This is a genomic window from Streptomyces sp. AJS327 (assembly GCF_013450295.1).
Classification (GTDB): Bacteria; Actinomycetota; Actinomycetes; order Streptomycetales; family Streptomycetaceae; genus Streptomyces.
Genome location: NZ_SKBR01000001.1, coordinates 205558 through 218332, shown reverse-complemented (window position 1 = coordinate 218332; position 12775 = coordinate 205558). Strand labels below are relative to the sequence as shown.

7 protein-coding genes are annotated in these 12775 nt (G+C 71.6%); 2 read left to right on the top strand and 5 right to left on the bottom strand.

Features of this window, described 5'->3' with window-relative positions; all coding sequences use genetic code 11:
- Positions 1–8: 8 nt before the first annotated feature.
- The 3 genes from E0L36_RS00810 to E0L36_RS00800 form a co-directional block, all read right to left on the bottom strand.
- Entirely contained in the window at positions 9–4985 is a 4977-nt protein-coding gene (locus E0L36_RS00810) for an NAD-glutamate dehydrogenase (protein WP_180926922.1), read from the bottom strand.
- Positions 4986–5424: 439 nt separating this feature from the next.
- The gene (locus E0L36_RS00805) at positions 5425–6150 is read right to left on the bottom strand and encodes an HAD family hydrolase (protein ID WP_180926921.1); all 726 of its coding nucleotides are present in this window, start codon (positions 6148–6150) and stop codon (positions 5425–5427) included.
- Between the two features lie 424 nt (positions 6151–6574).
- A complete protein-coding gene (locus E0L36_RS00800) occupies positions 6575–7159 on the bottom strand; it encodes a hypothetical protein (RefSeq protein WP_180928506.1) in 585 nt (194 codons plus the stop codon).
- 288 nt (positions 7160–7447) lie between these two features.
- Here E0L36_RS00800 and E0L36_RS00795 point away from each other — a divergent pair, with 288 nt between their 5' ends.
- Complete coding sequence (locus tag E0L36_RS00795; RefSeq protein WP_180926920.1) at positions 7448–7966, top strand: Rv3235 family protein; 519 nt, start codon at positions 7448–7450, stop codon at positions 7964–7966.
- Between the two features lie 801 nt (positions 7967–8767).
- Here E0L36_RS00795 and E0L36_RS00790 read toward each other — a convergent pair.
- Both E0L36_RS00790 and secA read right to left on the bottom strand, forming a co-directional pair.
- Positions 8768–8935, bottom strand: a complete 168-nt coding sequence (locus tag E0L36_RS00790) for a hypothetical protein (RefSeq protein WP_180926919.1) — start codon at positions 8933–8935, stop codon at positions 8768–8770.
- A gap of 34 nt (positions 8936–8969) precedes the next feature.
- Positions 8970–11819, bottom strand: coding sequence for a preprotein translocase subunit SecA (secA, locus tag E0L36_RS00785; RefSeq protein WP_180926918.1), 2850 nt, complete (start codon positions 11817–11819; stop codon positions 8970–8972).
- A gap of 195 nt (positions 11820–12014) precedes the next feature.
- Between secA and E0L36_RS00780 the strand changes: the two genes are divergently transcribed.
- Positions 12015–12605 (top strand): GNAT family N-acetyltransferase, encoded by a 591-nt coding sequence (locus tag E0L36_RS00780; RefSeq protein WP_180926917.1) that lies wholly within the window; start codon positions 12015–12017, stop codon positions 12603–12605.
- Positions 12606–12775: the final 170 nt, after the last annotated feature.

The following is a 12775-nucleotide window of genomic DNA, read 5'->3' as shown; positions in this document are numbered from 1 at the left end:
TCGCTGGCTCAGCGGTTGCTGCGCAGCAGGGTCCGCATGGTGCGCATGGCCACCGAGAGGTTCGCCAGATCGAAGGTGTCCGAGGACTGGATCTCGTCCAGCGTGGCCCGGGCACGCACCAGCACCGTGCGGTTCTTCTCCTCCCACGCGGCGTACCGCTGGTCGGGGGTGGCCGTGCCGTCCCCCGCCGCCAGCACGTCGGCGGCCAGCAACTGGTGCGCCGCGTACAGGTCCTCGCGGATGGAGGCCCGCGCCATCGACTGCCAGCGGTCGGCCCGGGGCAGCTCGCTGACCCGCTCCTGGAGCTGGGTGATGCCGAGCCGGTCACCGAGGTCGTAGTAGACCGCGGCGACGTCGATCAGGTCGATCCCGGTACGGCCGGCCACCGCGACCACGTCCAGCGCGGGGAACGCGGCGGAGAAGCCCGCCACCCGCAACGCCAGCCCGGTGGGCACCCCGGCGCTCTCCAGCTCCATGTGGATCTGCTGGTGCCACTTCAGGTCATCGCCCTTGAGAAGCTTGGGCAGTTCGGCCCAGACCTCCGCCACCCGCTGTCCGAACAGCTCGATGGTGTCGGCCAGCAGCAGCGGCTGCGGACGGTTGTTGAGCAGCCAGCGGGTGCCGCGCTCGACCAGCCGCCGGGCGTGCAGCCGGATGCTGGTCAGCACCTCCGCGGGGACGACGTTGTCCAGCGACTCCGCCTCGTCCCAGATCTCCCCGAGACCGAAGATCGCGCGGGCCGCGGTGTGCGCCCGGACGATCTCCTCCGTCGAGGCGCCGGACTCCTCCTTCATCCGGAAGATCAGCGTCGAACCGCCGGTGTTCACCGTGTCGTTGACCAGCAGGGTGGTGACGATCTCGCGGCGCAGCGCGTGCCCGTCGATCTCGTCGGGGAAACGTTCGCGCAGCGGCTTCGGGAAGTAGGCGTGTGCCAACCACCGCAGGTACGGGTCGTCCGGCAGGCCGGTGCTGATCAGCTCGTTGGTCAGCGTGATCTTCGTGTAGGCGAGCATCACGGCCAGCTCCGGCTCGGTCAGCCCCTGCCCGTTCGCCAGCCGCTCCTTGATCTGCCGGTCTCCGGGCAGGAACTCCAGCGCCCGGTCCAGATGCCCCTCCTTGACCAACTGCCGCATGTGCCGCTGGTTGGCCTGGAGCAGACTCGACGCCTGGTGCGTGGAGTTGGCCAGCGCCGCGTTCTGCGCGTAGTTGTTCCGCAGGACCAGCGCCCCGACCTCGTCGGTCATCTCAGCGAGCAGCGTGTTCCGCTGCTTGACGGTCATGTCGCCGTTGGCGACCACCGCGTTCAGCAGGATCTTGATGTTCACCTCGTGGTCGGAGGTGTCGACACCGGCGCTGTTGTCGATCGCGTCGGTGTTCACCCGGCCACCGGTGTGCGCGTACTCGATCCGGCCCAGCTGGGTGAGGCCGAGGTTGCCGCCCTCCCCGACCACCTGCACGCGCAGGTCCTGACCGTCGGCGCGGATCATGTCGTTGGCCTTGTCCCCGACGTCCGCGTTGCTCTCGGTGGACGCCTTGACGTACGTGCCGATGCCGCCGTTCCACAGCAGGTCGACCGGCGCCTCCAGGATCGCCTTCATCAGCTCGGCCGGGGTCAGCTTCGCGACGCCCTGCGGCAGCCCGAGCACCGCCCGCACCTGCGGGGTGATCGGGACCGACTTGGCGGTACGCGGGTGCACGCCGCCACCCGCCGAGATCAGCTTGGTGTCGTAGTCCGCCCAGGAGCTGCGCGGCAGTTCGAACAGTCGGCGGCGCTCCGCGTAGGAGACGGCCGCGTCCGGCTCCGGGTCGAGGAAGATGTGCCGGTGGTCGAAGGCGGCGACCAGCCGGACGCACTCCGAGGCGAGCATGCCGTTGCCGAACACGTCCCCCGACATGTCACCGACGCCGACGACCGTGAACTCCTGCGTCTGGGTGTCGTGCCCCAGCTCGCGGAAGTGCCGCTTGACCGACTCCCAGGCGCCGCGCGCCGTGATGCCCATGCCCTTGTGGTCGTACCCCGCGCTGCCGCCCGAGGCGAAGGCGTCGCCCAGCCAGAAGCCGTAGGCGCCCGCCACCTCGTTGGCGATGTCCGAGAAGGTGGCGGTGCCCTTGTCCGCCGCGACCACCAGGTAGGTGTCGTCACCGTCGTACCGCACGACGTCCTCGGGGGGCACGACCTCGCCACCCACCAGGTTGTCGGTGATGTCCAGCAGACCGGAGATGAACGTCCGGTAGCAGGCGATACCCTCCGCCTGCCAGGCGTCCCGGTCGACCGCCGGATCGGGCAGCTGCTTGCCGACGAACCCGCCCTTGGCGCCGACCGGCACGATGACGGTGTTCTTCACCTCCTGCGCCTTGACCAAGCCCAGGATCTCGGTACGGAAGTCCTCCCGCCGGTCCGACCAGCGCAGACCGCCCCGGGCGACCTTGCCGAACCGCAGGTGGACGCCCTCGACCCGCGGGGAGTACACCCAGATCTCGTACGCCGGGCGCGGCGCCGGCAGTTCCGGGATGGCCTGCGGATCCAGCTTCATCGAGACGTAGGCGTGCGGCTGGCCGCGGCTGTCCATCTGGTAGTAACTGGTCCGCAGGGTCGCCTTGATGACGGTCAGGAAGCGCCGCAGGATGCGGTCCTCGTCCAGGCTGGCGACCTGGTCCAGCGCCCCCTCCAGCTCCTCCAGCAGACCGTCCGTCAGCTCGTGGCCCGCGCCCGACCGGGTCGGGTCGAGCCGCGCCTCGAACAGGCTGACCAGCAGCCGGGTGGTGTGCACGTTGTTCCGGAGGGTGTCCTCCATGTAGCTCTGGCTGAAGGTGGCGCCAGCCTGCCGCAGGTACTTCGCGTACGAGCGCAGCACCATCGCCTGCCGCCAGGTCAGCCCGGCGGACAGCACCAGCGCGTTCAGCCCGTCGTTCTCCGCCTGGCCGGTCCACACCGCGGAGAAGCAGTCCTGGAAGCGCTCCCGCGCCTCCTCGTCCATCTCCTGGGCCTGCGCCTCGGAGAGCCGCAGTCCGAAGTCGTAGATCCAGGCGCTGCTGCGGTCGGCGGGGCGCAGTTCGTACGGCCGCTCGTCGACCACCTCGACGCCCATCGCCTGGAGCACCGGCAGCACCGCGGAGAGCGAGACCGGACGGCCGGTGCGGTAGATCTTGAAGCGGCGCTCGCCCGGCGCCGCGCCCACCGGCTCGTACAGGCTGAGCGCGAAGCCCGCGCCGTCCGCGTCCCGCGGCAGCCTGCCCAGGTGCAGCAGGTCGGCGACGGCGGCCCGCGGCGAGAAGTCCGCCTTGTACCCCTCGGGGAAGGCCTGCGCGTACTGGTGGGCCAGCTCGGCCGCGTGCTCCTCACCGAACTCGCTGACCAGCGCCTCGGAGAAACCATCCGCCCAGGAGCGCGCGGCCTCCGCCAGCCGCGCCTCGATCCGCTCCGACTCGCTCTCCGGCAGCACGGCCAGCTCCGAACCGGCGGGCAGTCGGATCACGAAGTGCAGCCGGGAGAGCACCGACTCGGTGTTCCAGGCGGTGAAGTCGACGCTGGTACCGCCGAGTTCCTCCATCAGGATCTCGGTCAACCGCAGCCGGACGGCGGTGGTGTACCGGTCCCGGGGGAGGTAGACCAGCGCCGAGTAGTACCGTCCGTACTCCTCCTGCCGCAGGTACAGCCGCAGTCGCCGCCGCTCCTGGAGGTAGAGCACCGAGGTCACGATGGAGCGCAGCGGGTCGACGTCCGTCTGGAACAGCTCGTCGCGCGGGTAGGTCTCCAGGATCTGGAGCAGGTCCCGGCCGGCGTGGCTGTCCGGCGCGAATCCGGCGCCGGCCAGCACCTCGCTGACCTTGCGGCGGATCACCGGCACCCGGCGCACCGACTCGGTGTAGGCGGCCGAGGAGAACAGGCCGAGGAAGCGCCGCTCCCCCACGACGTTCCCCTCGGCGTCGAACCGCTTGACGCCGATGTAGTCGAGGTACGAGGAACGGTGCACGGTGGCACGGCTGTTGGCCTTGGTCAGCACCAGCATCCGATGCTCCCGGGCCTTGGCGCGCGCGTCAGCCGGAAGGCGGTTGAAGGAGGGCGAGACCGGGTGCCCGTCGTCCGCGGCGTGCAGCGGGTCGGAGCGCAGGATGCCGAGGCCGGTACCCGGCTTGGCGGTGAGGGTCAGCTGCTCGTCGGGCGACTCCCCCATCTCCGGTTCGCGGCCGAGTTCGTACTCCCGGTAGCCGAGGAAGGTGAAGTGGTCGTCGGCCAGCCACCGCAGCAGCTCCCTGGCCTCCTCGACCTCCTCCGACGCCAGGTCCCCGGCCAGCGGCTCGGTCGGCAGCTCGTCGGCGATCCGGAGCGCGGCGCCGCGCATCTTCTGCCAGTCCTCCACGGCCTCCCGCACGTCGGAGAGGACCCGCAGCAGGCCCGTGTTGATCTCCTTGAGGTCGTCCCGGTCGGTCTCCCGGTCGACCTCGACGTGGATCCAGGACTCCACCACCGCGTCGTGCGGAAGCTCCTCCGCGAGGCCGTCCGCGGACAGGCTCAGCGGATCCCGGCCCTCGTACAGGACCTCGAGCAGCTCACCCGTGACGTTCCTGCGCACCACCATCTGCGGGTGGATCACGACGTGGATGCCGCGCCCCTCGCGGGACAGCTCGTTGGTGACCGAGTCGACCAGGAACGGCATGTCGTCGGTGACGACCTCCACGACGGTGTGGGTGCACGTCCAGCCGTTCTCGTCGACCGACGGGGTGAAGGCACGGACGTTGGCCGTGCCCTGGGGGCGCTGCTGGGCGAGCCGGTGGTGGGAGAGGGCCGCCCCGAGGATGTCCACCGGATCCCGCTCGATCAGGTCCTCGGGAGCGGTATGCAGGTAGAAACGCTGGAGGTAGGCGGCGAGTGCACCGCCTTCGAGGCCCTGCGGGGGATGGTGCCCACCCGCTGGTCCCTGCTCAGCTACCCGGGCGGCCTCGGCCAGCCGCTCGGCCTTTGCTTCGTCCAGCTTGGTCTGCATGTTCTCAGGCTCCTGTCGCGCGCCATTGCGTGACGTCGGTGGTGGTAGGGCACGGCGCACGGGGGCCACGGGGCCCGGTCGCCGCACCACGAACAGAGAGACCAGCCACACCCGCGCGTCACCGGGACGCGTCAGGCGTGCGCCGATGGGCGGGCTGCCCACCAACGGCTCTCGCGCTGATCACCCGTGCAAGGCTATCTCTCCGCACCCTAGGCCGGTCATGGGTCGTATGCGCACAAAAACCAGAGATGGTCTTTGACTATCTGGACAGCCCGACAGTCCTACTGTCACCCGCCGGATTGACCGGTCCACGGAGCGCCACCACCGAGCCCCACCGGAGGTCCCAGCTCCGGATCGACCCGGCCCGGGACCGCCCAGGCCAGCCCCCTCCAACCCGTCCCAGCGCGATTCAGCCCCGTTCTCCCCAGTTGAGCGCGGTTCAGCCCACGGCTATCTCCTCCGCCAGCCCGACCGCCTCCGCGAGGGTGTCGACCACCGGAACCCCCGCCGACCGCAGACTGGCCCGGCTGTGTGACCCCCCGGTGTACAGCACGGCACCCGCCCCGACATGGGCGGCGGCGTCCGCGTCGTCCAGCGCGTCCCCTATGACGACGGTCCGCGCGGGGTCCGCTGCCTTGGGCAGCGCGCGCAGCGCCTCCAGGTGCCGGGCCATCTGCGCCGCCTTGCCCCCGCCGTTCGGCCCGACCGCCCCGTCCACCCGGACGAAGCGCCGCTCGATACCGTGCCTGCCCAGCAGCCGCACCAGGTCCTCGTGCGGCGCGAGCGAGCAGAGCGACTGGGTGCGCCCCGCCGCCAGCCACCCGGCCAGCAGCTCCTCGACACCCTCGGTCAGCCCGGCCTCCAGCACCCGCTGGCCGTAGTGCCGGTGGAAGGTGGCGTCGAGCACCTGCCACTCCGCCGGGCTCGGCTTCCGGCCCAGCAGCCGCTCGTAGAACCGCGGCACCGGCACCCGGAACAGCTCGCGGTACCGCTCCAGGGTGATCGGCTCCATACCCAGCTCGCGGAAGGCGGCGTTGCTCGCCTCCAGCACCACGTGGATGTCGTGCAGCAGCGTGCCGTTCCAGTCCCAGACGATGTGCGCCGCCGCGTGCTCCGGTAGCTCTCCCTCGCTGCCGCCTCGCGCGGCCCCCGTCCCCTGCGTCATGCTCCGACGGTACGCGCCGCCGCCGACAGCGCGGTAGGACCCGGTGCGCCCTCCCGGACCACCGGCCCCGGGCGGACGCGCCCCCGGACCCGGCGCCCGGCGCCCTCCCGGAGGTACGCCGGAGCACGCGACGACGGTCCCCGCGCCGGACGGGACGCCCGCGGGGAGGGCGAACCCATGGGCCGCTCTGGGGTACCGCTGGGGGCGCGCGGCGACGCCCGGCCGCCCGCACGCCCCGAACCTCCCCGCTCCACCCCACCGCGCGCCCCGGCGCGGAACCACCCGCCACGGGCGGGCCGTTGAGGGGACGGACGGCGGGGCTGACGAGGGACCGGCGAGCGGACTGGCGGCGGAGCGGACGGTCGGGCCAGGGCCCGGGCGATCGTGGTGCCGGGGCGAACCGGCCGTCGGCCCGGAGTCCGGGTCAGGGCTTGAGCAGCGCCGGGATCTCCTGCGTCGCGAACCAGAGCAGCTCGTGCTCCTCCGCGTCCTCGACCGTCTCCCGCGCCGCCTCGTCACCGAGGTCCGCCGCGTCCAGCAGCCGCACGGCCGCCGCGACGTCCGCTTCGGCCCCCGCCTCGTCCATGTGGACGGCCGCGACCTTCCGCAGCGGAACGGCCCCGGCGATCCGCACCGCCCCCGGCCCCGCGGGCTCACCGCCCTGCGTACCGGGCGCGGTGCCGGTGTCGAGCGCGCCGTCCGGGTCGGGCTCCACCGCGTCGTCCGGTACGTCGAGCGCGAGCACGATCCGGCGGCTCAGCACCTCCGGATCGCTGGCCAGCAGCCGGAGGGAGGCGCGGGCCGCCCGGCCGAAGGCCGCGTACTCCAGCTCCTCCAGCGCCGCCTCCGGCGCGTCCGGCCCGACGGGGTAGGCCGCCGTGTACCACCGGCGCAGTCCGGGGGTCACCGCGTAGGCGCCCAGCGCGCTCCGGCCGGGCGCTGGCGACAGTTCACCGGTGTGGTGCGCCTCGGCGAGTGCCGGGTGAGTCAAGGGAACGTAGACGCGCATGGCCTCCGCTTTCGGGTAACGCCGGACGGTACGCACGGTCAGCATACGGTCCACCCCGTCGCGTCCCGCTCGTCCACCGTCCCCACACCGGGAGCCGCCGCCGCGCGCCCTCCACCACCCCGGCCGTCACCCCCGGTCCGCCCCGACCTCCGCGACGGTGACGCCGGTCAGCACGTGTACGCGGGGACGCGCTCGTGTTGCGGCGGGATGACCACCGGCATAGAACCAAGCAAAGCTACCGCTCGGTATTTTCCCGGCCGAGCACACCGACGCGGGGGAGCGCGCACCATGCCCAGTCAGCAACCACCGACCACCAGCCAGCCGTCCCGCCGCGTCCGGCGCCCGTCCAGCCGCCCACCGGGCCGCTCCGACACCCGGCGTCCCGGCGCGGGCCCCCGCCCCACCGGCCACGGCGGCCCCCGGCCGACCGGCGGATCCGTCCGGCGGTCCGTGGCCCGCCAGGCACACGAGGCCCAACCGCCGTACTGGTTCGCCGAACGGCTGCTGCTGGTGCTCAGCGGACGCCGCCCCCTGCACACGCTGATGCGCCACACCCGGCCGAGCACCTACGAACGGCTCGCCCAACTCGTACCGCTCGCTCCCCTGCACCCCGGTCCGGGCGACCGCTCCACACCCGTCGTGCTGGAGGCGCGCGGCAGGCAGCCGTGCTCGGGGGTGATCGAAGCCTTCGCCCGGATCAAGTCCGGTAACCGGCAACGGGCGATGGCCTTCCGCCTCGAACTCGACACCCCGGCACAGTGGCGCTGCGCGGCGATCGAGCTGGACGGCGAGGACGAGCCCCGCTGACCTCTCCGCGCCGCGCCGACTCACCCCGCACCACTCACCCAGGGACGGCCCATACCCGGACCGGCCCATCCCCGGGCCGCGGGGGCTCCGCCGTCCCCTCGACGGATGGCGGACCCGTACCGGTGCCAGCGCGACCGCCGGGCCCGGTACTCCACGGCCGTTCCGGACCCGGGGGCTCCGCCGCCGATCCGTGGCCGTCCAGCGGGTTCGTCCGGCGGCTCCTCGTGGGTGGTGGCCGCGCCGGTCCGTGGGCCGGTGGCGTCCGCGTCAACCGGTCCAGCACCACGGCCAGGCCAGGGTGATCACTGGTGCGGTGAGGACGGCGACGAGCGGGTGGCGAAGTCCGGCACGGTCAGGCGGACCGGCTCGCGGCCGCGACGAACTGGCGTGTGTCCGCGAGCCGTTCGGGATCGTTCGGAGCCGTTCAAAGCCGATCAGGGGGCGTTTCGCGGACGTTCGGGGCGGCGTCGGCGGCGAGATGGCCGGGTGGGCCACGTCCGCGGCGAGGTCGCGGGACGGCCCAGGTGCGGGCACGGCGGACGTGATCTGCCGGTACCCGCGGGTCCCGTGCCTGAGGCGATAGTTGGCCGGGCCCGAACCCGGTGGTGCCGAGCCCGACCTGGCCCGGGAGCCCGGCGGCGAGGGAGCGCACCGGGCGCGGGCGGCGTCGGCGTCCCGACGGGCCCGGCGCGGCACCTGCCGCGTCCGCCGGTATCGGCCCGGGCCCGCACCACGAGCCCGCGAGGTCCGAACGGGCGGCGCCCACCGGGGCACTCGGGGTACGAGACGGGGTCAGCGCCGTCAGCCGAGGGCGTCGAGCACCGCGCGCTCGCGCATCGGGCTGAAGCCCGCGCCCGGCTCGGGGTCCACGTCCGCGGCGGGTTGCGCCCGGCCTGAGGAGGCGTTCCCGCCCGCCGTCGAGCCGGTCACGAGGCGCGGCGGGGGCGGACAGACCGGCGGGCCGGTCACCGGAGCACCCCGGTGACCGGCCCGCGGCCGACGCTCACTTCTTCTTCTTGCGGCCCTTCTGCGCCTTCCGGCGTTCGGCCCGCGTCATGCCGTCGGCGGAGGAGCGCACCGGCTCACCGGCGTCCTCGCCGGGATCCGCCGGGGTCAACTCGCCTTCCTCCACGCCGCCTTCGGCGTTCGGCGCGGAGAAGTGCAGCCGGTCCGGACGCTGCGGGGCGTCCAGGCCCTTGGCACGGATCGAGGGCGCCGCACCGGCCGGGACGGCCTCGCGGCGGTCGGCCTGCTTGCCCAGCGAGGGCTTGGCCTCCTCCTCGGCGGCCTCGGCGCTCTCCACCGGGACCTCCTCCACCTGCTGCTCCACCTGGACCTCCAGGTTGAACAGGTAGCCGACGGACTCCTCCTTGATGCCGTCCATCATGGCCTGGAACATGTCGTAGCCCTCCCGCTGGTACTCGACCAGCGGGTCCTTCTGGGCCATCGCCCGCAGGCCGATGCCCTCCTGGAGGTAGTCCATCTCGTAGAGGTGTTCACGCCACTTGCGGTCGAGCACCGAGAGCACCACACGCCGCTCCAGCTCGCGCATGATCTCCGAGCCGAGGTCCTTCTCGCGCTTGTCGTACTGCTCGTTCACATCGTCGGTGATCGACTCGATGATGAAGTCGGCCGTGATGCCGGCGCGGTCGCCCGCCGCCTCCTCCAGCTCCTCGACGGTGACCTGGACCGGGTACAGCTGCTTGAACGCCCCCCACAGCCGGTCGAGATCCCACTCCTCCGCGAAGCCCTCGACCGTCTCGGCCTGGACGTACGCCTCGATGGTGTCGCTCATGAAGTGCCGGATCTGCTCGTGCAGGTCCTCGCCCTCCAGCACCCGGCGCCGCTCGCCGTAGATGACCTCGCGCTGCCGGTTGAGGACCTCGTCGTACTTCAGGACGTTCTTGCGGATCTCGAAGTTCTGCTGCTCCACCTGCGACTGGGCGGAGGCGATGGCGCGGCTGACCATCTTGGCCTCGATCGGCACGTCGTCCGGGACGTTGGCCATGGACATCACGCGCTCGACCATCTGCGCCTTGAACAGCCGCATCAGGTCATCGCCCAGCGACAGGTAGAAACGGGACTCGCCCGGGTCGCCCTGACGGCCGGAACGGCCGCGCAGCTGGTTGTCGATCCGGCGGGACTCGTGCCGCTCGGTGCCCAGGACGTACAGCCCGCCGAGGTCCTTGACCTCGTCGGACTCGGACTCCACCGACTTCTCGGCCTTCTCCACGGCCTTGGGCAGCTCCGCCGCCCACTCCTCCGGGGTCGCGACCGGGTCGAGGCCCTTGGCCCGCAGCTCGTTCTCCGCGATGCCGTCGGCGTTCCCGCCGAGCTTGATGTCGGTACCGCGCCCGGCCATGTTGGTGGCCACCGTGACCGAGCCCTTACGGCCCGCCTCGGCCACGATCGCCGCCTCGCGCTCGTGGTTCTTGGCGTTCAGCACCTCGTGCCGCACACCGCGCTTGTTGAGCTGCTTGGACAGGTACTCGGACTTCTCCACGGAGGTCGTGCCGACCAGGACCGGCTGGCCCTTCTCGAACTTCTCCGCGATGTCGTCGACCACCGCGTCGAACTTGGCGACCTCGGTGCGGTAGATGAGGTCCGCCTGGTCCACCCGCGCCACCGTGCGGTTGGTCGGGATCGGGACGACACCCAGCTTGTAGATCTGGTGGAACTCGGCGGCCTCGGTCATGGCCGTACCGGTCATGCCGGAGAGCGTGTCGTAGAGCCGGAAGAAGTTCTGGAGGGTGATCGTGGCGAGCGTCTGGTTCTCGTCCTTGATCTCCACCCCCTCCTTCGCCTCGATCGCCTGGTGCATGCCCTCGTTGTAGCGGCGACCGGCGAGGATACGGCCGGTGTGCTCGTCGACGATCATGACTTCGCCGTCCATGACGACGTAGTCCTTGTCCTTCTTGTACAGCTCCTTGGCCTTGATGGCGTTGTTCAGGTACCCCACGAGCGGGGTGTTGACCGACTCGTAGAGGTTGTCGATACCCAGCCAGTCCTCGACCTTGGTGACCCCGGCCTCGTGGATCGCGACCGTGCGCTTCTTCTCCTCGATCTCGTAGTCGCCCGTCTCCGGCTTCTGGGTGCGGGCGTCGCCCGGCTCGCCCTTCTCCAGGCGCTGGACGAGCTTGGCGAAGTCGCCGTACCACTTGGTGGCCTGGTCGGCCGGGCCGGAGATGATCAGCGGGGTGCGGGCCTCGTCGATCAGGATGGAGTCGACCTCGTCGACGATCGCGAAGTTGTGGCCGCGCTGGACCAGTTCCTCCTTCGACCACGCCATGTTGTCGCGCAGGTAGTCGAAGCCGAACTCGTTGTTCGTGCCGTAGGTGATGTCGCAGTTGTACTGCTCACGACGCTGCTGCGGCGTCATGTTCGCGACGATGCAGCCGACCGTCAGCCCGAGGAAGCGGTGCACCCGCCCCATCCACTCGGAGTCCCGCTGGGCGAGGTAGTCGTTGACGGTGATGATGTGCACACCCTTGCCCGAGATCGCGTTCAGGTACGCGGGCAGCGTGCCGACCAGGGTCTTGCCCTCACCGGTCTTCATCTCGGCGACATATCCGAGGTGCAGCGCGGAACCGCCCATGACCTGCACGTCGTAGTGGCGCTCACCGAGCAGCCGCTTGGCGGCCTCCCGGACGGTGGCGAACGCCTCGGGCATGAGGTCGTCGAGGCTCTCGCCCTCGGCGTACCGCTCCTTGTACTCCTCCGTGAGGGCCCGCAGCTCGGCGTCCGTCAAGTCCACGAAGTCCTCTTCGATGGAATTCACCTGCCGCGCGATGCGGTCCAGCTTGCGCAGGATCTTCCCTTCACCTGCGCGCATGAGCTTGCCGAAGACGGACACGTAGGGTGGCTCCTTGCCGGTCGGGCCTGGCACGGTCGGTGCGCGGGCACGGCGATCCTCTCCTGTCCGAGGGCCTTGCCGCACCGGCCATCGTAAGCGAGGGACGTACGCGCCTGTACCCCCAACGTGCCGGTGGCCCGGAAGGTGCCGGCGACGCCCGGCCGCACGGTCGTGATCCGGCGGCACAATCGTGGTATGGAACCCGTCACCCTCCGTACCAGCCGCCTGTTGCTGCGCCCCTTCGAGGCGCGTGACCTCGAAGCGGTGCGCCTCGCCTGCCAGGACCCGGAGATCACCCGCTGGCTTCCCGTTCCCGACCCGTATCTGCGCGAACACGCTGAGGAGTTCGTCCTCGGCACCTCGCCCGCGGGCTGGCGCGAGGACACCATGTACAACTTCGGTGTCTTCACTCTGGACGGTGAGCTGACGGGCTCGATGGGACTGGTCCGGATCGAACGACTCCGCACCGTGGAACGGCAGGCGGAGATCGGCTTCTGGACGGCGCGGGAGCGGCGCGGCCAGGGCTACACCGACGAGGCCGCGCGAGCGGTGATCGACTGGGCCTTCGGCACGCTCGGTGTGGAACGCCTGGAGTGGGTGGCGCAGGTGGGCAACGAGGGGTCACGCGGCGTCGCGCGCCGACTGGGCTTCGTACTGGAGGGCGTCCAGCGCGCCCGCATCGTGCACCGGGGCACCCGCCGGGACGCCTGGATCGCCGCCCTGCTCCCCACGGACTGGCAGCGCCCCCTGCACACCCCCTACCTCCCGGCCCCCACCCCCCGCTGACCACCCGGAGCCCGCAGGCCCTCCGGCCCCTCCGGTCACGCGGGCCCCTCCGGCCCCTCCGATCGCCTCAGCATTGACCGCGCTGATGCGCGGCCCCGGTGGCCCCGTCGCGGCCCATGCCCGGGTCCGGCTCCGGGACCCGTCGGGGTCCGCCCGGTCCGGCTCCGGGG

Bases quoted from the DNA above. Each gene is read 5' to 3' on its own strand.
- E0L36_RS00800 (WP_180928506.1), bottom strand. From the start codon at position 7,159: ATGCGCGTCTACGTTCCCTTGACTCACCCGGCACTCGCCGAGGCGCAC.
- E0L36_RS00780 (WP_180926917.1), top strand. From the start codon at position 12,015: ATGGAACCCGTCACCCTCCGTACCAGCCGCCTGTTGCTGCGCCCCTTC.
- E0L36_RS00795 (WP_180926920.1), top strand. From the start codon at position 7,448: ATGCCCAGTCAGCAACCACCGACCACCAGCCAGCCGTCCCGCCGCGTC.
- E0L36_RS00805 (WP_180926921.1), bottom strand. From the start codon at position 6,150: ATGACGCAGGGGACGGGGGCCGCGCGAGGCGGCAGCGAGGGAGAGCTA.
- E0L36_RS00810 (WP_180926922.1), bottom strand. From the start codon at position 4,985: ATGCAGACCAAGCTGGACGAAGCAAAGGCCGAGCGGCTGGCCGAGGCC.